This window comes from Micromonospora sp. DT229, assembly GCF_049844505.1.
In the GTDB taxonomy this organism is placed as follows: Bacteria; Actinomycetota; Actinomycetes; order Mycobacteriales; family Micromonosporaceae; genus Micromonospora.
The window spans coordinates 1-21,542 of record NZ_JBNCLD010000033.1 but is presented as its reverse complement, the minus strand read 5'-3'; the positions used below and the strand labels follow the sequence as shown (position 1 = coordinate 21,542).

Annotated in this window: 20 protein-coding genes and 3 pseudogenes; 9 read left to right on the top strand and 14 right to left on the bottom strand. The window is 69.4% G+C overall.

The genetic code is table 11. The annotated features are described in order from the left end of the window. Window positions 1-2: 2 nt before the first annotated feature. The 7 genes and pseudogenes from ACLQ2T_RS28565 to ACLQ2T_RS28535 form a co-directional block, all read right to left on the bottom strand. Window positions 3-1,025, bottom strand: a complete 1,023-nt coding sequence (locus ACLQ2T_RS28565; RefSeq protein WP_425769462.1) for a methyltransferase — start codon at window positions 1,023-1,025, stop codon at window positions 3-5. After that, window positions 1,022-2,185: an aminotransferase class V-fold PLP-dependent enzyme gene (locus ACLQ2T_RS28560; RefSeq protein ID WP_425769461.1), complete on the bottom strand. Its 1,164-nt coding sequence runs from the start codon at window positions 2,183-2,185 to the stop codon at window positions 1,022-1,024. Before ACLQ2T_RS28560 ends, ACLQ2T_RS28565 begins: the two co-directional genes overlap by 4 nt. Next, window positions 2,182-2,322 (bottom strand): annotated as a pseudogene (locus tag ACLQ2T_RS28555) (tryptophan 2,3-dioxygenase family protein); the annotation flags it as partial. The pseudogene ACLQ2T_RS28555 and the gene ACLQ2T_RS28560, both read right to left, overlap by 4 nt. Before the next feature lie 79 nt (window positions 2,323-2,401). Next, on the bottom strand, window positions 2,402-3,088 hold the full coding sequence (locus ACLQ2T_RS28550; protein ID WP_425769470.1) for a tryptophan 2,3-dioxygenase family protein: 687 nt from the start codon (window positions 3,086-3,088) through the stop codon (window positions 2,402-2,404). Between the two features lie 197 nt (window positions 3,089-3,285). Continuing rightward, window positions 3,286-3,651, bottom strand: coding sequence for a nuclear transport factor 2 family protein (locus ACLQ2T_RS28545; RefSeq protein WP_425769460.1), 366 nt, complete (start codon window positions 3,649-3,651; stop codon window positions 3,286-3,288). Window positions 3,652-3,756: 105 nt separating this feature from the next. After that, on the bottom strand, window positions 3,757-4,575 hold the full coding sequence (locus ACLQ2T_RS28540) for a MerR family transcriptional regulator (protein ID WP_425769459.1): 819 nt from the start codon (window positions 4,573-4,575) through the stop codon (window positions 3,757-3,759). After that, the gene (locus tag ACLQ2T_RS28535; RefSeq protein ID WP_425769458.1) at window positions 4,572-5,387 is read right to left on the bottom strand and encodes a TioE family transcriptional regulator; all 816 of its coding nucleotides are present in this window, start codon (window positions 5,385-5,387) and stop codon (window positions 4,572-4,574) included. The genes ACLQ2T_RS28540 and ACLQ2T_RS28535 overlap by 4 nt, the downstream gene beginning before the upstream one ends. 55 nt (window positions 5,388-5,442) lie before the next feature. Here ACLQ2T_RS28535 and ACLQ2T_RS28530 point away from each other — a divergent pair, with 55 nt between their 5' ends. Continuing rightward, window positions 5,443-7,032 (top strand): DUF6194 family protein, encoded by a 1,590-nt coding sequence (locus ACLQ2T_RS28530; protein WP_425769457.1) that lies wholly within the window; start codon window positions 5,443-5,445, stop codon window positions 7,030-7,032. A gap of 156 nt (window positions 7,033-7,188) precedes the next feature. Further along, window positions 7,189-7,776 carry a GIY-YIG nuclease family protein gene (locus tag ACLQ2T_RS28525; protein WP_425769456.1) on the top strand — a complete coding sequence of 196 codons (588 nt, stop codon included), beginning with the start codon at window positions 7,189-7,191 and terminating at the stop codon, window positions 7,774-7,776. A gap of 174 nt (window positions 7,777-7,950) precedes the next feature. On the opposite strand, the gene ACLQ2T_RS28520 is transcribed toward ACLQ2T_RS28525, so the two are convergent. Next, the gene (locus ACLQ2T_RS28520) at window positions 7,951-8,559 is read right to left on the bottom strand and encodes a disulfide bond formation protein DsbA (protein WP_425769455.1); all 609 of its coding nucleotides are present in this window, start codon (window positions 8,557-8,559) and stop codon (window positions 7,951-7,953) included. 423 nt (window positions 8,560-8,982) lie between these two features. Here ACLQ2T_RS28520 and ACLQ2T_RS28515 point away from each other — a divergent pair, with 423 nt between their 5' ends. Further along, a complete protein-coding gene (locus ACLQ2T_RS28515; protein ID WP_425769454.1) occupies window positions 8,983-11,673 on the top strand; it encodes a S8 family serine peptidase in 2,691 nt (896 codons plus the stop codon). Window positions 11,674-11,909: 236 nt separating this feature from the next. Here ACLQ2T_RS28515 and ACLQ2T_RS28510 read toward each other — a convergent pair whose 3' ends face one another. The 3 genes and pseudogenes from ACLQ2T_RS28510 to ACLQ2T_RS28500 all read right to left on the bottom strand — a co-directional run. After that, window positions 11,910-12,326 (bottom strand): hypothetical protein, encoded by a 417-nt coding sequence (locus tag ACLQ2T_RS28510; protein WP_425769453.1) that lies wholly within the window; start codon window positions 12,324-12,326, stop codon window positions 11,910-11,912. A 115-nt stretch (window positions 12,327-12,441) separates the two neighbouring features. Beyond that, window positions 12,442-12,729, bottom strand: coding sequence for a hypothetical protein (locus ACLQ2T_RS28505; RefSeq protein WP_425768457.1), 288 nt, complete (start codon window positions 12,727-12,729; stop codon window positions 12,442-12,444). Between the two features lie 183 nt (window positions 12,730-12,912). After that, a pseudogene (locus tag ACLQ2T_RS28500) lies at window positions 12,913-13,086 on the bottom strand (cell division protein DivIVA); the annotation flags it as partial. Window positions 13,087-13,553: 467 nt separating this feature from the next. Between ACLQ2T_RS28500 and ACLQ2T_RS28495 the strand changes: the two are divergent. Next, the gene (locus ACLQ2T_RS28495) at window positions 13,554-14,123 is read left to right on the top strand and encodes a hypothetical protein (RefSeq protein WP_425769452.1); all 570 of its coding nucleotides are present in this window, start codon (window positions 13,554-13,556) and stop codon (window positions 14,121-14,123) included. A gap of 23 nt (window positions 14,124-14,146) precedes the next feature. Here the strand turns inward: ACLQ2T_RS28495 and ACLQ2T_RS28490 are convergent, their stop codons facing one another. Continuing rightward, a complete protein-coding gene (locus ACLQ2T_RS28490) occupies window positions 14,147-14,902 on the bottom strand; it encodes a metallophosphoesterase (protein WP_425769451.1) in 756 nt (251 codons plus the stop codon). 64 nt (window positions 14,903-14,966) lie between these two features. Here ACLQ2T_RS28490 and ACLQ2T_RS28485 point away from each other — a divergent pair, with 64 nt between their 5' ends. The 3 genes from ACLQ2T_RS28485 to ACLQ2T_RS28475 all read left to right on the top strand — a co-directional run bounded on the left by ACLQ2T_RS28485 (window position 14,967) and on the right by ACLQ2T_RS28475 (window position 17,462). Beyond that, complete coding sequence (locus ACLQ2T_RS28485) at window positions 14,967-15,890, top strand: alpha/beta hydrolase family protein (protein WP_425769450.1); 924 nt, start codon at window positions 14,967-14,969, stop codon at window positions 15,888-15,890. A gap of 4 nt (window positions 15,891-15,894) precedes the next feature. Continuing rightward, window positions 15,895-16,422, top strand: coding sequence for a hypothetical protein (locus ACLQ2T_RS28480; protein WP_425769449.1), 528 nt, complete (start codon window positions 15,895-15,897; stop codon window positions 16,420-16,422). A gap of 353 nt (window positions 16,423-16,775) precedes the next feature. Beyond that, window positions 16,776-17,462 carry a hypothetical protein gene (locus ACLQ2T_RS28475; protein WP_425769448.1) on the top strand — a complete coding sequence of 229 codons (687 nt, stop codon included), beginning with the start codon at window positions 16,776-16,778 and terminating at the stop codon, window positions 17,460-17,462. 190 nt (window positions 17,463-17,652) lie between these two features. On the opposite strand, the gene ACLQ2T_RS28470 is transcribed toward ACLQ2T_RS28475, so the two are convergent. After that, on the bottom strand, window positions 17,653-18,420 hold the full coding sequence (locus tag ACLQ2T_RS28470; RefSeq protein ID WP_425769447.1) for a hypothetical protein: 768 nt from the start codon (window positions 18,418-18,420) through the stop codon (window positions 17,653-17,655). A gap of 243 nt (window positions 18,421-18,663) precedes the next feature. Between ACLQ2T_RS28470 and ACLQ2T_RS28465 the strand changes: the two genes are divergently transcribed. Further along, window positions 18,664-20,409 carry an RNA polymerase sigma factor gene (locus tag ACLQ2T_RS28465; RefSeq protein ID WP_425769446.1) on the top strand — a complete coding sequence of 582 codons (1,746 nt, stop codon included), beginning with the start codon at window positions 18,664-18,666 and terminating at the stop codon, window positions 20,407-20,409. Between the two features lie 82 nt (window positions 20,410-20,491). Here ACLQ2T_RS28465 and ACLQ2T_RS28460 read toward each other — a convergent pair whose 3' ends face one another. After that, complete coding sequence (locus tag ACLQ2T_RS28460) at window positions 20,492-21,028, bottom strand: hypothetical protein (RefSeq protein ID WP_425769445.1); 537 nt, start codon at window positions 21,026-21,028, stop codon at window positions 20,492-20,494. 139 nt (window positions 21,029-21,167) lie between these two features. Here ACLQ2T_RS28460 and ACLQ2T_RS28455 point away from each other — a divergent pair. Then, window positions 21,168-21,338, top strand: a pseudogene (locus ACLQ2T_RS28455) (transposase family protein); the annotation flags it as partial. Window positions 21,339-21,542 lie beyond the last annotated feature (204 nt).

The following is a 21,542-nucleotide window of genomic DNA, read 5'->3' as shown; positions in this document are numbered from 1 at the left end:
AGTCAGCGGGTCGGCTTGTACGCGGTGACGAGTTCCCAGGTGCCCGGCAGCACTGTCACGTCCTGGAAGCCGACCTCCGTGAGCAGCTTGGTGTAGTAGTCCGCCTCGCGGAGCCGGCTGACGCTGCTGTCGACGCCGATCAGGAAGTAGCTCCAGAAGAACTGCATGGCCAGTCGGTCCGGGGTGCGGAACTCCTCGCAGATCAGGATCAGCCCGCCCGGCTCCAACGCCGCGTACGCCTGCTGCACCAGTTCGCGGGCCACCGCGTTCGGCCAGTCGTGCAGGACCCGAACGAAGGACAGCGCGTCGTAGCCGCGCGGTAGTGGGTCGGTGAAGAAGTCGCCGCCGACGAAACCGAGTCGATCCGCGTGGCCCCGGGCGTCCCGGGTGGCGGCCACCAGTGGTGCCACCGCCGGCAGGTTGTACACGTCGGCCCGCAGCTGCGGCGTGGTGTCGAGGATGTGTGCGGCGAGGGTTCCGTCACCGCCGCCGACGTCCAGCAGCCGGTGCCGGTCCGACCAGAGCCGACCTGAGTGCCGGCGTACGGTCTCGATCGCCGGTCCCAGCCCGAGGGCCATGCTGCGCTCGAACTCCGCGGTCTGTTCGGCCGTCTTCGGCGGCCAGGCGAACCCGTCGTCGATGCTGACCTCACCACGCAGGCTCTCGGCCAGCCGGCCGTGCAGCTGCCGCCACGGGTAGCGATCTCTGTCCCGTTCGGTGGCGTCCGGACCGACCACTGCGTTGACCGCGTCCCGCAGCCCCGACACGGTGCGGTAGCTCGTCGCGCCGATGTCGTCGTCGGGCTCGTCGCGGGTCAGCAGCCCGAGGCTCTCGATGCAGTCGAGGAATTTGTACAGCCGCAGCGGAAGCACCCCGAACCGGGTGGCCAACGCGTCGAGGCGGACCGGTCCGGCCTCCAGCGCGTCGAGCAGTCCCAGGTCGAGTGCGGTGTGCAGCACGTCCATGGCCTTGGGGCCGTTGACGAGCAGACTCATCAACGCCCGGGGTGAGAGGGTGACGGTCACCGGTGCAGCTCCTCTTCCAGCGCATCCATGAACAGGTCGATCTCGTCGAGGGTGTTGTAGACATGCGGGCCGACCCGCAGGTAGCCGCGCCAACTGCAGATCACGTCCCGAGCAGCCAGCCGCTGCTTGACGGCCTCGCCGTCGGGGACGTCCAGGCACACCACGCCGCCTCGGGCAGCGCTGTCGGTGGGGCTGACCACCGTGATACCGGCGGCTTCGGCCCGGTCCAGCAGCCGTTGGGTGAGCGCCAGCGAATGCCGCCGGATGGCGTCGGCCCCGACGTCGAGCAGCAGGTCCAGGCCGACCTGGGAGATCAGGGAGGTCAGCGGGTACGGTGTGCCGCCGGCGAAACGGCGGATGCCGGGCGCCCAGCCGGGCGACGGCCGGAAGGTCAGTGCCCGGTCGCCAGCCTGCCAGCCGGTGGCCGCCGGCGTCAGCAGTGGCACCAGGTCCGGCCGGACGTAGAGGAACGCGGTACCGGCGCCGCACAGCCACTTGTGGGATCCGCCCAGCACGACGTCGACGCCGAGCGCGGTGACGTCCAACGGCACCACCCCGACGGTCTGGAAGGCGTCCACCACCACCAGCGCACCCACCTGGTGGGCTCGGGTCACCAGCCGGGACAGGTCGGCGGTGGCACCGGAGGTGAAGCTGGCGTGCGGCACGCACACCAGCAGCGTCCGCTCGTCGATCCGGGCCTCCAGCGCGTCCTGGTCCAGGTGGGGACCGCCGGTGCCGACCACATCGAGCTGCGCGCCATATCGGGCGTACGCGCGGAAGATGAACGGCACCGTCGGATAGTCGAGGTCCGTGATGACCACCCGGTTGCGGGGTGGGCGGTAGTCGAAACAGGACGCCACTCGGGCCAGGAAGGTGCTCAGGTTCGCGTCGGTGAGCACGCTGCCCGGCGGCGCGCCCAGCAGCGCGGCCACCGAGTCGGCGTACCGGTCAAGGCCGACGTGCCAGTCCTGCCAGACGTCGTCGCGCCAGGTGCGTAGCGTCTGCCAGTAGTCGTGCAGCACCCGCTCGACACCCCTCGGCGCGGCGCCGGTGGAGTTGCTGTTCAGGTAGACGCAGCTTTCCAGCCGGGGGAACTCCGCGCGCAGGGCGGCGTGCGCGGCGGCGTCGAGGCACCGGGGGTTCTGCTCGGGCCGGCTCACGCGCAACGCCTTTCGTTCCGGTCGGGCGTAGCGGCATCGGCGGTCACGGCGGCGAAGACCGGGGCGGTGCTGACCGCCGCCAGGTAGGGCGTGCCCTCGGTGTAGCCCGTGCCGGACCGCGCACCGAGCATCCGCACCCCTCGAACTTGACGAGACCGAACCACGCTGACGGTCGAGGGATATGCCGTCGACCACAGAGCCCGGGGTTGAGCAGGGCTATCCGTTGGTGGTGAGGCTCATCCGCGCCTGCCACAGTTCGGGAAAGAATCGGTGTCCGGCGAGCTTTGCCAGCATGTTCGTCGGGCTACCGGGGCTGCCCGCCGGCCGATGCCCGCCGATTCGCAATGCCATCTGGTAATGGCGGACCCGCCACACCGACACCCGTTCGTCCCACTCCACCATCGCCTCGGCGAGCCGGTGCAGCGGATCTGACGGGTCGGTCGGGCACAGCTCCGTCGCCGCGACGCCGTGCGTGGCGAGCTGCTCGTCGAAGGCACGACCGAGCTTTCGGCTGGCTCCCTGGACCTCTCGCCATCCAGGCGATTCTGCACCGGAACCGTTGCCCAGAGCAGGCTGCATCGCCTGGAAATCCACTGGTGAGAGATATCGCAACATCTCCAACTGGTCGGTGATCAAGCGGACGGCGAGCGTCGCCCGGACCAGCAGTGCCTCCGCCGCCGCCAACTGCCCCGCAACGACCTGTGCGGTCGCCTCCGCCAACTCCGCTGCCGCCAGTTTGAGCCACAACTCAGTGGACTGGTGCACCACCTGGAAAAGCAGTTCGTCGCGATGTATGACCTCGTCCGGCGACCGTTGCAACTCGAGCAACGCATCGATCCGCATGTAGCGTGCATAGTCCGTAGCGCCGTGGCCTGGCAAGACAGGCGAATGGTCGTGCTTCACGGAATAGCCCTCCGTCTGGGCGCTGGCGCCGAGATCAACGGTGTTGCCGGCGGTCATCATCCAATGACGGACAGCAATGCGCCAGCCCCCGGTCGCCATGAGTTTCGGATCAATCCACTCACCGTGACGTGCGCCACCCACCCCGCCGGCGCACGCCTCAAGCCACCGACATGCCTCGATGCGTAGGGCGGCATCGCCTACGGTTCGATCGTGAGCCGGATGATCGAGGTGCCGGCCAGGGTGAACCGGTAGTGCAGGTCCGCCGAGCCGCCCGGGAAGTTCCCCTCCAGATGCTGGAGCACATCGAACTGCGCTGCACCGATCCGATGAGCGCCGACGAAATCCGTGGTGTAGGTGTACTGGCTGCCACTGTTGGTCAGCCAGGTCCGGATTTCGTCCCGGCCCCGGTAGGTGTGGCCCTCGTCCGTCACCACAGCGTCTGCGGCGAACGCGCGCACCGCGGTCTCGGTGTCCCGGGCTTCGTGAGCGGGGAGGTACGCCGTGATCACGGCCGGCAACTCGGCCCAGGTGAGGGCGGCTTCGCGGTCTGGTGTCATGTTCATACCCCCACGGTCAGGTCTCCCCCGACGAGAAGGTCAAGTGCGCCGGGAGTCGCCAGGGCCGCGGCACCTCGGTGCGGGATACCACCTCGGTCACGAGGTCTGACGTCAGCCGGGGGTGAGTCGGAAGACCGGCCAACCGATCTCGGTACGCCACCGCTGGGGGTCCCCGGTGTCGCGGGGACCCGCCGGGTATGTCTCATGGACGGGTCCGTCGATGCCCAGGGCATGTGAGACGACCCAGTCCCCCAGTCGGCCGTAGGTGACATCGATGTCGTCGTGCGGGCCCGCATGGACGGTCACGGCCAGGTCGGCCGCCGGCAACTCGACAACCTTCATCCGGCCGCCGCCGCGCGGGCTGCGGACCGGCCGGAAGACGGTCATGGCGCCGACGCCGTCGGTGAAGAGCTCGTTGGCGTACCGGCCACCGGGCGGCCCGGCGCGTTCGGCCTGCGGGAAGGCGGCATCCAGCTCGTCCATGGCCGTGTCGAACCAGGCGAGTGAATCCTCGATCCGGACCGTCGCGCTGATGGCGACCACGGTCCGCGCCGGCACGGAACGCAGCTCGACCTCCAGTGTCGCGGCCTCCGGTCGCAGCAGTTGGCGCAGGGACACCACCGCCGCCCGCGTACGGTCGAGTGAGGCCTCCAGCCGGCGCAGGTGACCCGCGATGAGTTCGGCGCGCTGCTGCGGATCGCCGGTCGTGATGATCGACCTGACCTCGACCAGGGGCACGTCGAGCTCTCGGAGCCGATGGATGACCTGCGCGGTCGCGATCTGGTCGGGCAGGTAGTACCGATAGTTGGTGTGCGGATCCACCGTCGCCGGCACCAGCAGCCCGGACTCGTGATAGCGCCGCAGGGTCCGTACGCTGAGATGCGTCACGGTGGCGAACTCGCCAATGGTCAAGCCCTTGCGCAACGTCACGGTGTCATCCTCGCGCCTCCCCTGGGGAGAGGGTCGACATTCCCGGTCGACGCCTCGGCGGTCTCCCCCGCGTCGCCGGGCCGCACTGATGACGGCCTGGCGTCCAGGTATTCGGCGAGCCGGGCCGCCCCGATGAGCAGGGCCCGGCCCCGGGTGGTGAGCTGGTCCCGCCACTGGCGCAGGGAGGCGGCCAGCGGTTCGGCCCCACCGGCCTCGCGTACCCGACGCAGCACCTCGGCGATGTGGTCCAGCCGGTACCCGCCACGGCGCAGCAGGTGCGCGAGTTCGGCGTCGCGGACATCGTGCGGCGAGTAGGTGCGGTAGCCGGTGGCCGGGTCCCGGGCCGGCCGCAGAACCCCGGCCCGCTCCCATTTGCGCAGGGTGGCCGGGCGTACCCGGAGTCGGTGGGCCAGCACGCTGATCGGTACGGCGGCGCGGCGCGGCGGTTGCGACTGCGCCCCGGTGAGGGTGGCCACGGCCGTCTCGACCGCGTCGAGGGTTTCCCGGTCGCGTTGCAGCAGCGCATGGCTGTGGTCGATCGTGCGCAACGCCCCGTCGATGTCACTGCGGTTGACCGCCCGCATGATGTCACCGCCGGCCGCGTAGCCGTGGCCCGCGATCAACGCCAGGTAGGCGCTCAGCGCGGTGGCGTGCACCTCGGTGAACTGGCGGTAGCCGGTAGGGCTGCGCACGGCCGGGGGCAGGACGCCGTCGCGTTCGTAGTTGCGTACGGCTTGGGCGGAGAGGCCGTGGCGACGCGCCAGGTCGATCGGTCGGCGTACCCCCGGGGTTGAGGGTTTTGTGGGTGTCACCGTGCTCCGTCGCTCAAGAAGTCTCAACCGGTGGTTCAACGATACGGTCAATGCAATGACCTCCCTTCTGGACCTGTTCTCCGAACCGCCGTCCCTGCTCGCGCTCGGTGAGCCGACGCACGGGGAATCCGCCTTCCTCCAGATCCGCAACGACACCTTCCTGACCCTGGCTGAACAGGGTTATCGATCGATCGCGTTGGAGAGTGACCGGGCGGCGGGGTTGATCGCCGACGAGTTCGTTCAGGGGTCTGTGGCCGTCACCCTGGACCGGGCGCTCGCCGAGGGGTTCAGCCACGGGTTCGGCGCCGCCCCGGCCAACCGCGACCTGCTGTTGCGGATGCGCGAGTACAACGCCGGGCGGCCGGCCGCCGAACGCCTGACCTTCCACGGCTTCGATGCCCCCCTGGAGATGGAGGGTGCCCCGAGCCCACGCCACCACCTCGTGCGGGTCTGCGACTTCCTCGACCTGGACCGGGCGGCGGAGATCGACGACCTGGTCGGGGAGGAGGCGCGGTGGAGCGACCCGGCCGCGATCTGGGAGCCCGGCAGGTCGATCGGGGGTTCGGCCGACGCCCAGCGGCTGCGGGTGATCGCCGACGACCTGCTGACCGAGCTGTACCTACAGGCTCCCCGCCGACCTGAGGGCTGGCCGGCGGCGTTCGTCCACGCCACGTCCGCCGTCGCGGTGCTGCGCTACCACGCCGCAGCCGCCACCCCACTGCCACGGGAGGAACGCTTCGCCCGCCTGGCCGGGGTCCGGGACGCGCTGATGGCCGAGAACCTGCTGGCCATCCGGTCGGTCGAGGCGCACCGGGGACCCACCCTGGTCTTCGCGCACAACACCCACCTTCAGCGCCACACCAGCAGAATGACGATGGCCGGAACGGAGCTGCCGTGGGCCGGTGCCGGCGCGATCGTCGCCACCCTGCTGGGCGACCGGTACGCCGTGATCGTCGGTAGCCTCGGCGCCAGCCCCGCCCTCGGCGTCGAGGCCCCCGATCCCTCTACCTACGAGGGCAGGCTCCAGCAGGAGGGCACTCTTCCCCGCTTCGTTCGGGCATCCGAAATAGCGGCGGCCGAGCGCAGAACCCACGACTACCGCTACTTCCCCCTGGATCAGGCCACCCTCGACCACGCCGAGGCGGTGCTGCACATCCCCACCGGTCGCGACGCGGCCGTACTCGCCGATCGGATCCTCGCCCTGCCCGGGGTGGAACAGGTCGTGGCCAGCGAGGAGAACGGGTCACCCGAGGGTGCCTGGGGGGACCGGTTCTTCCATGTCGGTCCGGACCGGCGCCAACCCTTCGCCACCATCGTCGAACACGACGTGCCCGGTTTCGACGAAGCTTCGCAGCTAGACCGTCCCGGCGTCTTCCGTCTCAACCTGGACCTGGGCCGGGCCGAGTTCGAGCGCCTGTTCGGCTTCCCACCGAAGGACTTCGAGACCCACCGGCACACCTTCGACTTCGCCCGGCTGGACACTGTCATGCCGCACCCCGGCTACGCCCTGTACGGCTTCGCCGGCATCGTCATGCCCGGCCCGCAACTGCTGCCCGAGATCGACCGGCTGCTCGCGATCGCCCACGCCCGAGCGGTCGGCCACCACGAGCGCGCCGTCCGCCGGAAAGCTGACCGGCAGGACTGACCCGCGCATCCCACCGGACCGCCGATCCGCAGGAGTCACCGGTCTCGGGCATGGTTCCTCCGAACGGCAGCCTCAAGCCACCACCAGGAGCCCGGCCAGGGGTGATGGCGGTGGCGGGCACTCGGCCGCGATCCGCCCGGACCTAGGATGGTCTCGATGACCATTCCCGGAAAGCCACCCGAGGACGCCCCGACCTACGCAGCCCGACTCGAAGAGGCCCTGCGGCTGCTCTGCGGTGTGCCGGTCGGTCTCGATGTCGCCGTCAAGCGGCTCAGCCGTGGCAGCGGTGTCTACGCCTGGTGGGCTGCTCCCTCGGTCCTTCCCGATCTTCCCGGCCCGCCGAACGACAGCGACCCGTCGCTACGGCTGCTGTATCTGGGACGAGCGACCAGCCTGCGGGGTCGTATCCTGCGCAACCATCTGAGGCGTTCGGGTAGTTCGACTCTGCGCCGTACGTTGGCCGGGCTTCTCGTGTCCGAGGGATACCGGACGACCTGGACCGACCGCGTCGTCCTGGTCCCTGAGGATGAGGCGCGGCTGACCGCGTGGATGTACGAGCATCTGCGCTTGACCTGGGCGCAGGATGCGGAGCCGGAGGCCATCGAGGCCGAACTGGTCCGGCGCCTGCACCCGCCGCTCAACGTCCACGGCGTCGCCCCCGAGCACCTCCAGGCCGCCGTGATCGCCGCCAAGAAATCGTACGATGCCAGCAGTGGACCGACCGGGCCCGCACAAACGCCGTAGCCAGTTGTCCGACACCGCGCGGTCACCGACGTGGGGTGGCTGGCCGAGCTGCCGGTAGGTGGACAGGCCTGTGCTCTCCCCGACCCGTGCCCCCCTTCGCTTCCCTGTGGTCGCCCGACAACCTTCCGTGGGGCGGCGAGGCACTAGGACAACGGGGCGAGGTGCGCTGGAGCGCTACCCGCCGAACTGCGGCTCCGCGTGCGGCCGGCCCTTCAGCTCGTGGAAACCGGACACCCCGGCGACCAGGACGGCGCCGTCGAAGAGGCGGCCCGCCTCCTCCCCACGGGGGATCCTGGAGATCACCGGGCCGAAGAAGGCGACACGGCTTCCGGTCGCATCCTCGACGGCGACCACCGGGGTGCCGACATGGTCGCCGACCAGGGCGATGCCCTCGGCGTGCGAGGCCCGGACCACCTCGTCGAACTCGTGCGTCCCGGCGACCTCGGCCAGGTCCTCGGCGAACCCCGCGTCGGACAGGACGTCGCCGAACTCGGCCCACTCCCCTCCCTCGTGCACACGGGTCCCGTAAGCGGTGTAGAAGCGGGCCAGTCCGTCCTGACCGTACCGCTGTTCCACGGCCGCGCAGACGCGCACCGGACCCCACAGGTATCCCTCGGTGTCACCCTCGGGATCGACCTCCCGGTGCTCGTTGAGGACCGAGAGGCTCATGACATGCCAGCGGATGTCGAGTGCCCGTACCGTTGCCGCCTCGATGATCCATCGCGACGTGATCCAGGTGTACGGGCAGCTCGGGTCGAACCAGAAGTCCACCGTCGGTGTCATCGCCGAGCATCCTCCTGCACGCCGTTCCGAGGGTCGTCCCGCCACCGTACGTACCAGATGCTGGGTACGCCTCGACGAATCCGGCGCCGGCGGACCGATGAGTCCGCAGGTGCGCGCTGCGATGCCGCTGGTCGCCGGGGCTGCTGGATCTCCAGGTCAGGCTGGACGCTCCTGCACGGTTCGGCCGCCACCGCCCGCGTCGACCTCACCCAGTGAAACTTTTGTTGACAACAAAATAATCATGAAGGATTGTGATATCGACTTAGGTCACTCAGCTCCGGGCTGAGCCACCGTCGGCCCCAGGGTCACCACCTCTCACACCGGGCCAGCCGACCGACGTCTCCGGTGGTCGTTCGCGGACGAGCACCGGGCGATCCCACGCGGCCGGTTCTGGGCGCGTGGCCTTCGTCAGGGGAGGTACACATGACACCGGCAGGACCACGCAGGCGCTCCCTGCTCCGCTCCGCCATCGCCGCGGCGACCGTACTGACATTCACCGCCACCACCCTGCCCGCAAGCGCCGCCCCGGCCGAGGGTGAGATCCTCGCCGCCGGCGGCCGGACCGCCGTGGCCGGCTCCTACCTCGTCGTGTTGCGAGACTCCGCCGTAGGGGCCTCCGCAGTGGACACCACCGCCCGCACCCTCGCCGCACGGCAGGGCGGCGACGTCAACCGGGTCTACCGGCACGCCCTGCGCGGTTTCGAGGCCCGACTCTCCGAACGCAGTGCCCGTCGGCTCGCCGCCAATCCGGCGGTGGCCTCGGTGACGCAGAACCACACGGTGTCCGTGTCGGACGTGCAGAGCCCCACCCCGTCCTGGGGCCTGGACCGGATCGACCAGCGCGCGTTGCCGCTGGACAACTCGTTCACCTACCCCCGGGTCACACCGGCCGTACGGGCGTACGTCATCGACTCCGGCATCAACGTGGCGCACACCGACTTCGGCGGGCGGGCCGTGTCCGGCTGGGACTTCATGGAGGGGGACGCCGACGCCAACGACTGCCACGGCCACGGCACCCATGTGGCCGGCACGGTCGGCGGCACCACCTACGGGGTGGCCAAAGACGTGCAACTGGTGGGCGTACGCGTGTTCAACTGCAGCGGCCGGGGCACCACCGCGCAGGTGCTCGCCGGAGTCGACTGGGTGACCGGCGACCACGACCCCGGAGAACTGGCCGTGGCGAACATGAGCCTCGGCGGCCCGGCGTACCAACCCATGGTCGACGCCGTGCAACGGTCGATCGCCGACGGAGTCACCTACGTGGTGTCGGCGGGCAACGAGAACGGCGCCGACGCGTGTACGACCACCCCGGCCTCCGTCCCCGAGGCGATCACCGTGGCCGCCACCGGCCCGAACGACGCCCGCGCGGCCTTCTCCAACATCGGTCCGTGTGTGGACCTGTTCGCGCCGGGCGTCGACATCACCTCGGCCTACATCGACGGCAACACCTCCGCCCGGACCGCCTCCGGAACCTCGATGGCCGCCCCGCACGTCACCGGGGCCGCCGCGCTCATCCTCGCCAACAACCCCACCTACACCCCGGCGCAGGTGAGCCAGGCACTCCTGGACAACGCCACCCCCGGGGTGGTGACCGACCCGGGCATCGGCTCACCGAACCGACTGCTCCACGTCAACTCCACCGTGCCGGCCAACGACTTCACCCTGACCGCCGCTCCGGCCAGCGGCACCGTCACGCCCGGTGGCACCGTCTCGACCACGATCACCGGCACCGTCACCCGGGGTGCCGCCCAGCCGGTCTCACTGGCCGTCAGCGGTCTGCCCGAGGGTGTGACGGCCACCTTCCAGCCGTCGACCATCTCCTCGAACGGAAGCACCACCCTCACGGTCAGCACCGCGACGACCATGCTGGCCGGCGACTACACCATCTCGGTGATCGGCACCGGAACCGACGCGATCCGGCCGATGGCGTACCGGCTGCGCATCGACAACCCGCCCGGCTGCGTCGCCTCGGACGGCACCGACCGGGTGATCAGCGAGGGCCAGAACCTGTACGCCCCCATCACCATCACCGGCTGTCCCGGCCTCGCCGCCCGCAACAGCACGGTCGAGGTGCACATCTCCCACGCCAACATCAGCGAACTCGACGTACGGCTGATCTCGCCCGCCGGCAACTGGTACTACCTGTTGGACCGCACCGGCGGAGGCGCCAAGCGCGTCGACTACACCTTCACCTATGACCTGTCGTCGGAGACGGCGAACGGCACCTGGCAGTTCTACGTCAGCGACAACATGTACCAGGGCACCGGGTTCCTCGACTCGTGGACGCTCAACCTGGCCGGCGTCGACCTCCCGCCGCCGGCCTGCGGTGGTATCGCCACCGCCGACGTACGGATCCCGGAGAACGGCACGATCGAATCGCCGATCAGCGTGACCGACTGCGGCCGGGCGCCGTCGACGACCAGCTACGTCGAAACCAACATCAGCCACCAGTACAACCGAGACCTCCGACTCTCCCTCATCGCGCCGGACGGACAGGCATTCCTGCTCAAGGAGAGTCTTGTCGGGTCGTATCGGGCACACTCCCGCGAAGCCTTCATCCTCGATCTGTCGAGCAAGCCGACACCCGGCACCTGGAAGCTACGGGTCGAGAATGTCGCCCCGTACGCGGGCATGCTTGAAGGCTGGAAGCTGACGCTCGACGGCGGTCCGCCGGCCACCACCCCGCCGCCCACCACCCCGCCCCCGACCACGCCACCGCCCACCACCCCACCGCCCACCACCCCACCGCCTACTACCCCGCCCCCGACCACCCCGCCGCCCACGACGCCTCCGCCCACCACCCCGCCGCCTGGTGGAAACCGCTCCTGCACCGCGGTCTTCACCGTTCAGGATCAGTGGAACGGCGGGTTCGTCGCCAACGTGACCGTCACTGCGGGAACCACCGCGCTCAACGGCTGGCGAGTCACCCTCAACCTGCCGAGCGGCGCGTCGGTGGTCAACGTCTGGAACGGCGTCGCCAGCGGCACCGGTGGCACCGTCACCGTCGGGAATGAGCAGTACAACGGAGGACTGGCCGCCGGTCAGACCACGAGTTTCGGATTCCAGGGCGCCGGTAACGGCAGCGGAACCACCGCCACCTGCACCGCAAGCTGAATCCGGCAGTTGCTGAGCCATCCTCGTCCTGCGCACCGGACGCAGGACGAGGATGGCCCCGGCGCAGCGGCCCAGATTCCGCCGAGTCTTCAGTAAGGCCTCTCGGCGAAGAGCGTCACCGTCGTACCGTCCCCATCAGCAGCGCGCGAGAGGCGGCAGATCCGCGTGGGGCCGTGTCCGGCGGTGCTCGAAGAGGCCGAGAAGGTCGCCCCGCAGCAGCGGCACCGGCAGCGCCCTTAATCACCCACTGTGACGCCCGGTGACGGCATGTGTGGACGCTCGCCGACGGGCGGCGAAAGGTCTTCGCCGCTGATCACGAAGCACCCGAACATGCCACCGAGGACAGCTCGTTGGTGTCTCGTCAAAGGGTTTACGAAGACCGCGACGCCGACCCCTGCGGCCCGGCACGCTTGCGCTATTTCGCGCGCTTTGCCGGGGCTGAGCAATGTCCGCCGCGAGAACGGTACGGCCATCTTGGCCGCACCGCCACGCGAGACACCCCGCCGCTGGACGTACCGGCTCACGACCCGCCCACCATGTGCCCCCACCGACGTCGCCAGCAGATCGAGCTTTGCGCCGATCTCTTTGTCCTTCGCCGAAAACAGGCCCACGAGCACCACGTCGGCACCCGCCAGCACGGAGGTCGGTGGCATGGTCGGATCTCCCCGCACGGGCCATGGTGCCAGGTGCCTCGAGGCATTCGCTCTTCGGCAGGTCCGACTATCGGCCCTTGCGAGCCGGTGCCGTCGGCAGCGATCAGGTGCCTGATCAGAAGGGGGGTGCGTCCTCACCCATCAACGCCAGCACGACGCCTCCCTTCCCACGCTTGAGGCCCTGGACCACGACCTTGCCGGTGCTGCCGTCGGGCAACTCCAACGTGAAGGTCTTCCCGACCGCGTTCTTGGGGCCGTTGCCGGCGCTGTTGGCGGGGCGGAAGTCACCTGCCCACGGCGGGATCCCACCCTTACGGGCGGGCTCGGCGAAGAGTGCGGCGGTGCCGGGGGTCCTGGTGCCGTCCGAGGAAAGAAGCACTGAGGCGCTGCGATAGGTAGCCATATACGGCAAGAGTATCCCGGACTGCGCTCGTTTGCGCCACGGCAACAACGGTCGGCATCCCCATCTGGCTTTGCCCTGTCGGGACGGCGTCGAGATGAGGTTTCAATCCTGGGTGGCGACCGGTCCGGGAAGTGGCGCCACCTGGGTCGGCGGTACGGCAGACGGATCCCGGCGGACGCCGGTCATCCCGGCTACCTGTTCGTGGGCTTGGTTCAGGATCGCCTCGGCCTCCTGTCGGGCCGCGGCCACGATCGCCTCGCACTCGCGCCGTGCCTCGGCGCGGTGGTCATTGGCCTGCTCCTCGGCGAGCTTGAGGATCTGCTCGACCCGGGTGCCCAGGCCGCCGAGGCCGGGTCGTTGGCGGCTTCGCCGTCGTGGGGCAGGGCCTGGGGTCGTCACCTCACCGGCCACCCCGGCGTCCTCGTCGTACTCCATCTGGCCTTCCCCGACGAGATCGGATTCCCTCGAACCGACCATGCCGAGCACGAGACCCAGCCCAGCGATCACGAGGCCGGACCAGACGGCGACCGGGCCGAGGGCGGGACCGATCGCTACGCCGACACCGAGCCCGACGAGGACGGCGGCAGTCTTGGCCGGCTTGCGCATAGCTTCTCCTCGCATGATCGGACATGGGTGTGCGGATTCAGCATGGCGAGGATGTCAACCGGTTCACCCCCGACAGCCTCTCCTGTCGTCGGAGTGTCATGATCTGCGGCGATGGGCAGCGATCGTGAGCCGGTCTCGGCCTGGATTCGGTACGCCGACACCACCTGGCGCAGGTGAACCGTGTGCTTCGACGGCCCGGGATGTACGGCGGGAGCGAGGTGGCCGAGCGGCTGATGCTGGAGGCGATGGCCGCCGTGGACGCCTGCCTGCCGCAGTGGTGGGCCGCTTGTGAGGAACTACGCGAGCGCGAGGCATTCGCCTCGACAGGCGTTGTGGGTGCCTACGGCGGCATCGTGCCGGTGGGCTCCCTGCGCGATGCCACGGCCTCGGTCTATGCCGAGATTGCCCACCGGTTCGGTTGGCTTCAGCTCGACCGGGCCTTGTCTGAGGTGGAGTTTCACCGGATGAGCACCGACATCGGTGGGTGGGTGACGCAGGACCGCACCATGTCTGAGGTCATCGAGACGTTCGGGCCCCCGTCGGTTTGGATCGGCGGAACCAACTCGTTGTATTCCAAGACACTCGCCTACACTGTGGCCGACACCGACCAGGGCCTGATCTGCGTTCACCTGTGGAACGCCGTCGCGGATGCCGCAACCGAGACGGGGCCGCAGGGCGTTCATCCCGAACCGGTGGTGCTCGCCGTACGTCACCGGCCGGGCAGGTTTCCTGACTCATTTTCGTTCACCCCTCGGGGCCTGCGCCGCAGACCGACCCAGGACGGTTGAAACCACGGCCCGGTCGGCGGCGGTCAGGTGAGTACGGTGGCGTCGTCGAACACCAGCGGTGACCACTGCGGTGCGCCGTCACGTCCGTGTTGGGGGTCGACCCCGATGAACCGGATCCTGCTGATGCGGGTGTACGTGTGACGGGCTTCCCAGTCCACCACCGCGCGCTGACGTACCCGTTCCCCGCACCGCCAGGTGCGGCGGCGGAAGTCGACGATTGTGGAGTGGCCGTGTACCTGGCCGAAGGGCGGTGGGTCGGCGGCGTGCAGCCAGGAGTCGTACAGATCGGGACCCGCCTCGGCCCACAGCGGTCCGCGTTCGTGCCGGAGGATGTCCTCCGGCCAGGTGTTGAGCAGGTCGGCGGTGGTGGCAGCGGTGACCGGCGCACCCAGTCTCCGCCAGGCGTCGACGGTCAGTCCGGCGTGAGTGATCAGGAGTTCTTCTCCCTCGGCGGTACGCACCGCGACGGCGACCCGCAGTCGATCCCGCAGCCACCAGCTTTTCAGCAGCGCGGCGTCCTCGTCGGGCAGCCGCTGTGGCCAGAACAGCTCGGCACCCAGGTACTGCGATTCGTGGTTGCCGATGAGCTGGATCCACCGCTGCGGATCCTCCAGCTGTTGCCGAACGATGGCGAGAACGCCCGAGCTGTCCGGCCCACGGTCGATCAGGTCGCCGACCTGGATCACCACGGTATCCGGATCGACCTGGGCGGAGGCAACAGCTTGAGACAGCTGATCGGCGCATCCCCCGACATCACCGATGATCACGATCTTCGTCATGCCGTCCTCCGTACGCCTGATGCCCCCGTCGGCAGCGCTGCCGGGGGCTTGATTGACTCATTCCATGGAGCTGTCTGTCGATGCCGGTGAGGTGTCCCTGCCGGCCACAGTGGACCTGCCGACGGATGGGCCGGTGCGCGGCGCGGTCGTCGTCCTGCACGGCTCCGCAATGCCGCGACGCTCGTACTTCCTGTACGAACACCTGGCGCGGATGTTTCCCACGGTCGGTGTGGCGGTGCTGCGCTTCGACCGTCGTCCCCGTGAGCGGGGCGATGTGCCGTACACCATCCAGGCCGACGACGCCCTGGCGGCGGTCGCCGAGGTGCGCCGTCGGATCGGCGAGGTCCCGGTGGGTCTGTGGGGGTGGAGCCAGGGTGCCTGGCCTGCGGCTGCGGTCGCGGCCCGGCGACCCGAGCTGATCTCCTTCCTGGTGCTGGTCGCCGGTAGCGGGGTCAGCCCGGCGGCCCAGATGCGGTACGGGACCGCGCAGCAGTTGCTGCTGCACGGCTACGGGCGCGCGGAACTCGCCGACCTGGCCCGCCTGCGGGAAGCCCTGGAGCAGGTCCTACGCGGGCACCTCGACCGCAGGTCCGCGCAGGCGGTCATCGACCGGTACGCCGACCGGCCCTGGTTTCCCCTCGCCTATGTCCCACGGAACCTGGACGACCATCCCGGCACCTGGGAGGACATGGATTACGACCCGGAGCCGGTCATCGCCCGGGTGCACTGCCCGACCTTGCTGTTCTACGGCGAGACCGACGAATGGACTCCCGCCGACGACAGCATCGCGGTGTGGCGGCGTGCCGCCGCCACCGGCGACCTGACCGTTCATCGGCTGGCCGGCTGCACCCACCTGCCGACTCTCGGCGGGGCGGAGACCCTCGAATCCGTCAGCTCCGACTACAGCGGCACGATGCTCGCCTGGGTGCGGGAACGAGTGGGTCCGGGATACCGGCTGGCGGGTGAGGCGCGGGCTGAGCCAAGCTGAGGGTGTGATCGTCATTCAGCGGGTCCGGGTGCGGTGGACGGCCAAGGCACGCGGCGCACCGGCCGCGAACGCCCGCCATGGCCTCGACCGGGCAGTGCCGCTGCCCCGGTCACTGCCGGAAGGCGACGTGGTGATCCACGAGGTCCTGGCCGACGAGGCGGTCGACTACGCACGCCAAGACGAGGTGCTCGACGGCGGCCTCGAGCAGGCCCGCAGCATCAGCCTCTGGCTGGGCCGTAGCGGGGAGACGGTCACGGTCGACCGGTTGCCCGGTTCGGCGGCCTATCCGCGACCGTCCCCCTCGACTCGCCTGTTCCTGCTGGCCCCGGGGCAGGTGGGCCGTTACCGGGCGAACTTCCGGTACACCGGCTGCGCCTGCAATCCGAGCTGGTACTACGAGGACTGGCTGGTGCACGTCAGCCACGGCCAGGTGACTTCTGACCACTTCGTACACCGGCAGCCGGACCGCGAGGTCGACCATCGGGTGCACCTCTACGGCGGGACCATTCACCGCGTGCGCCGTCATCCATGACGGGGCGCACTCGCCCCGGTCGGCATCCACTTCCCGCGAGGCGCACGTCGCCGAGGTGACGTCGATGAGGGCCGTGAGTGTTGGGATGCGTGCCGAGGTCGGTGCGTTTGTGGGTCAGCCGGCACCGCCCGCCAAGTCACCCATCGGGAGTCGTGAGGACACACACTCATCGCGAGCACCGGGCGCGCGATGCTTGCGGTGACCCTTCGTGTCGCGACTATCGGTCGTCGCACCCGTGCAGCCGCTGGTGGTGACGCCTGGCCCGCAACTCGTCCCGTATCGGGGGCCGCAGCCCACGAAAGGCAGTTCACGCCGCATCCTGCCGTTGCCCACACTCGATATCATTCATTTTCGTGGATAAGCTTACGCTTGAACAGCGAGCAACAATGCTTCTTCAGGGCGGCGATGTCGACAAAGACGATCTACGCTTCTTCTTGTCGCGAATCCTGCAGATACAAGAAGACCAGGGACGAGACGCCAGTCGTGCAGTGAAGCGTGGAGTCGGCCTCGGGGTTGCATTCATCATCCTCACCTACAGCAATCTGCTGGAGGCCGAACTGCTGGGAATGAAGATCCAGGACATCTCGCCTTTGAGGCTTGCCATCCCGGTCGCCATGATGCTCATGGCTCTCCGCGCCGTCACCGTCCTGCAACTTTCCGTCTTCTATCGCCGCATCTTCCGCGAGGTGGTCGGCAAGCACCTACCGAGCTGGGAGGCGTCCGGGCTGGTACCCCTGCTCAGCCCGTGGAACGGCCCGATGTCGACTCATGCCAGCCCCACCCGCCTCGACATCCATGAGCACCCTGGAGTTGACCGCCTGCACCAGGCTATGAAAATGGTTGACGCGTGGGCAGGAATCGCCGCTCTCGCGGGTTTTCAACTATACGCATTCGTCATCCTGTTCCACGACCCGAGAGTCCCGAGCATCGCGACCTTGACATCTCTCGCCATATCGCTGACTCTGATGTTGTATGTGGCCGCCTATCTGTTTTTCGTCAAATTGAGCACGCAACCTAGATGGTCGCTTCGCTCTGACTGACGATGTTCAAGACCAATCTTCTTCCGACCACCTATCGGCCCTTGGGATGGCAGAACCATCCGCTCCCCTCGGCGTTACCGCTAACGTGAGACAAGGACACACCCTTCTCGGCAGACCTTGCGAACTACCCACCGACGCCCTGCCGGTCCCGCGCCGGGCAAGCCGGCGCGGGACCGCGGGTACCGGAGGATCAGTTCGCGCAGACGGCGTACGCGCGGACCTTCCAGTTGCTGCTGAAGCCGTCCTCGTCCTCCATGGCGCGGACGGTGACGACGGTCGAGGTCGTGGCCCGCATCTCGGTCAGGCGCACCTGGCCATCGCCGCCGAGGATCTCGCCGCCCACCCCGTGCACGCGCGTGCCCGCCGGGCAGGTGGCGGTGACCGACCGGACGGATTCGGAACTGTAGACGCTGTCGTTGATCACACGCTGCTCGCCGGGCAGCGGGTCGGCGCAGATCGCGGTGGCGTCCAGCCACCAGGTGTCGGTGAAGCCGGTGCCGTCCTCGGCGCCCGCCACCACGACGCTCTTCTGGTGGATGCGCAGATCCTCAAGGACGACTTCGCTGTTCGACGCCCCGACGACCGCGCCACCGACACCGATGGCGTGCTTGCCCTCCGGGCAGGACTTCTCGAACCAGTTCGACGTGCCGAAGCTGGGCGTCGAGCTGCCGGAGACAGTCACCAGGCCCGCGGGCGGGGTGGCGCACACCGCGCTCGCCGTGACCGCCCAGTTGCCGGCGACGCCGTTCTCGTCCTCGCGGCCGGTCACCGAGTACGCGTCCCCGCCGATCAGCGGCCGCATGATGTCCATGCCGACCTGACCGAGGCCGGAACCGGTGATCGCGCCGCCACCGCCGATGACCTTGGTGCCGGCCGGACAGGTCGCGCTCTGCGACTTCGCGACGCTGTTGCTGGGGCCGGTCGTCGTCTTGATGCTCAAACCGGGGATCGCCGCCACCGGCCCGGTGAGGGCCAGTTGGCCGAGCACGAGCGCGCTCAGCGCGGCTCCGCCGACGGCGGCCGTCCGACGCGACCACGGGTTCCGGTTCGATCCTTTTCGCATGATGTCTTCCTTACGTGAGGCTGTCCGGCTGCGATTGACATCGGTAGGAGCGCCGTCGGGTCGGGATGCCAACAGAAAGTTCGAAGAAAAAAACTCTGCGGTTCTAATTGACCCGTTGACGAGCAGCGGGAGACACGGTTGGACACGGCGGCGCGGGACGACACCGCACTGGTCGAGGCGATGCGCCGCGGTGAGCGGGCCGGACTGGAGGGCATGTACCGGCGGTACGCCGACCGGCTGTACACGTACGCCCGGACGATGGTGCGCGACCCGGAGGCCGCCGCAGACGCCGTCCACGACGCGTTCCTCACCGCCGGCCAACGCATCGGCCAGCTCCGGGAGCCCGATCGGCTACGCTCCTGGCTCTACGCGATCGTGCGCAACGAATGTCTCCGGCAGCTCCGCGAGCGGTCCCGCTCCCTGCCGCTGGACGAAGCCGGCGAGCCGGTGGCCGACGCCGACGACCCGGCCACGGGCGTGAACGCCGAGCAGGTACGCGCGCTGGTGCACGCCGCGGTCGCTGCACTGAACCCCGGCGACCGGGAAGTGGTCCACCTGGCCATCCGCCACAACCTGTCGACCGTCGACATCGGCGCGGCTCTCGGGGTGCCCGCCAACCATGCGCACGCCCGCTTGTCGCGGGCCCGCTCGCAACTCGAACGAGCGCTGGGGGCGCTGCTGGTGGCTCGCACCGGAGCCCGGGACTGCCCGACCCTCGCCGGCCTGATCGACGGCTGGCAGGGCCGGCTCACCCCGACCCTGCGCAAACGGGTCTCGCGGCACATCGAAAGCTGCGCGGTGTGTGGCCTGCTCCGGCGGGAACACCTCAGCCCGGCCGCCCTGCTGTCGGCGTACACGGCGCCGGCCTTCCTGGTTGTCACCGACACGGTGTGGCCGAGACTGGCAGAGGTCTACGGGACCGGTGTCCTGGCCGATCCGGCGGGTGCGGTCACGGCTGGCCCGACGGCCGATCCGGCGCTGGTGGTCGACGAACCATCCGGGCCGGAAGACGGTGGCCCGGCAACCGAGCGGGCGTCCGTAGCCGACGAACCATCCGGGTCGGGAGTCGCCGGGCCGGCGGCTGGTGAGGGCGAGGGGCCCATGCCGGCAGGCGGCGGTGCCGCAGCCTCGGACGGGGCGGCGGTGCCGCGTGGTGCGGCGCACGCGGTATGGCCGACCTCGTCCGCGAAGCGCGACCGGCACCGTCGGCGGCTGGCCGGGGCGACAGCCTTGCTGGCCCTTCTCACCGCGTTCGGCACCTGGGCGCTGCTGTCGGAACGCCCGACCACCGTACGGGACGGAGCCGGCAAACCGGCGTCCCGGACGCTCGGATCACCGACCGGCAAGGGGGCATCCGCCTCCGCGCCGCCGTCCGCTGCGGCCACGGCAGCCGAGACGCCAGCTGCCGATCCGCCACCGACCGCCGCCGCCGATCCGACGGCTGGAACCCGGATCGTGCCGGCGGACGGCGCCGAGGCCACCCGGACCGATGCGCCCGAGACCGCGCCCGGTGGCGTCGCGCCGGCGCCGACCGTGGCACCGACCAGACCTCCGACCGCGCCCCGGCCGACGGCCGCAACGCAGATCGCCGCGCCGTTCACGGTCTCCGCCACCGCTCACGTGCGGTGCGGCTCGGACACGTACAGCCTCGTGGTGCGGGCCACCGGCAGTGCCGCGCTCGGCGGCGCCGAGGTCAGCTGGACACCCGCCGGGGGCAGAACGTCGCTCCGGTCCCTGACCGTGGACGGATCGGTCGCGCGGGCGACCGTCGGGCAGTTGCGCGCGCCGGCGCTGACCTGGTCGGTGCGGGCGACGGCTGTGGACGGCCGCACGGCGCAGAGCCCGAGCTACCCGGTCACCCGCCCGTGCGTCCGTCCGGGATGACCGGGGCGGCCGTGGGTGGTCCCGCGGCGATCCAGGACCAGTGGAACGGCGGTTTCGTCGCCAACCTGACGAGGATGGCTCGTTATCCGGTGACGGCCGCGGCTATCACGGAGAAGAGAGCTGCGGCAAGCAGGACCAGTCCGACGGGCGCGCCGACAGCGGCGCTCACCGTCAGCTTTCGGGCACGGGCGATCGGGATCGCGGCGAACGCGGCGACCGTGATGAGCGCGGCGACCACGTGGATCATCGGATAGCCGATGAGTGCGGCGACCGGGAAGAGGTGCACCCCCACGACGATGGCGATCCACACCGGGATGAGGTCCCGCCGGGCGCGGAGAGCGAGCAGAAGGGACCCGAGAGCTGCGGCACCGAACTCGATGCCGACGACCACGCCGAAGGCGCGGCTGGTGTCCTCGTCGAAGGCGGTGCCGTCGTGCCAGTGTCGCCAGGTCAGCAAGCCACCGGCGACCGCCGTGAGGATGCTGGCCACCGAGCCGGCCGCCAGAAATCCGCGCCACCGGCGAGGAGGCGCCTCCTGAGCCCAGCCGAACCAACTCGAGGCGAAGAAGCCGAAGATAACGGCGGTCGCCGCCAAATCACGCACATGCCCGGTGGTCACACCACTCCCTGGTCCGCTGAGGACAATCCATGGAAGTTTAGGGCAATCCCCGTGTGTCTTGTAACAAGGTGCCAGGCTGGTTCTTGCGACTATTCCCCACGGTGACCCGCCTTCAGGATTTAGGTGTGCCGGACGCACCAGCGTGAACCGCGCCCACGCAAAGATCCGCGCCTGCGGTGAGCGAGCGATTGCCACGCTCAAGACGTGGAAGATCCTGGCCAAGCTGCGCTGCTGCCCACGCCGAGCCACCGCGATAGTGCAGGCGATCCTCGTCCTGCACCGCACCGAATCCAACTGCTACACAGGATGAAAAAGGCCCTGGTCTTGATGGCGTCCGCTTCGGCGGTCATACCGGAATTCTGCTGGCTGACCGCGACGACGAACAGCCGCAGGAAGCTGCGTGGCAGTTTGTTCAGCGATTACTGAGCCTGACTCAATGAGGTGATCTCAGCAGCGTATAAGGGTTGATTGGTGCGACACGGGCGAAGGTGTCGAGTCGGGCGGCAGTGGAAAC

Coding starts and splice junctions, on each gene's coding strand:
- ACLQ2T_RS28525 (WP_425769456.1), top strand. CDS start 7,189: ATGACCATTCCCGGAAAGCCACCCGAGGACGCCCCGACCTACGCAGCC.
- ACLQ2T_RS28490 (WP_425769451.1), bottom strand. CDS start 14,902: ATGACGAAGATCGTGATCATCGGTGATGTCGGGGGATGCGCCGATCAG.
- ACLQ2T_RS28515 (WP_425769454.1), top strand. CDS start 8,983: ATGACACCGGCAGGACCACGCAGGCGCTCCCTGCTCCGCTCCGCCATC.
- ACLQ2T_RS28530 (WP_425769457.1), top strand. CDS start 5,443: ATGACCTCCCTTCTGGACCTGTTCTCCGAACCGCCGTCCCTGCTCGCG.
- ACLQ2T_RS28520 (WP_425769455.1), bottom strand. CDS start 8,559: ATGACACCGACGGTGGACTTCTGGTTCGACCCGAGCTGCCCGTACACC.
- ACLQ2T_RS28485 (WP_425769450.1), top strand. CDS start 14,967: ATGGAGCTGTCTGTCGATGCCGGTGAGGTGTCCCTGCCGGCCACAGTG.
- ACLQ2T_RS28505 (WP_425768457.1), bottom strand. CDS start 12,729: ATGGCTACCTATCGCAGCGCCTCAGTGCTTCTTTCCTCGGACGGCACC.
- ACLQ2T_RS28510 (WP_425769453.1), bottom strand. CDS start 12,326: ATGCCACCGACCTCCGTGCTGGCGGGTGCCGACGTGGTGCTCGTGGGC.
- ACLQ2T_RS28545 (WP_425769460.1), bottom strand. CDS start 3,651: ATGAACATGACACCAGACCGCGAAGCCGCCCTCACCTGGGCCGAGTTG.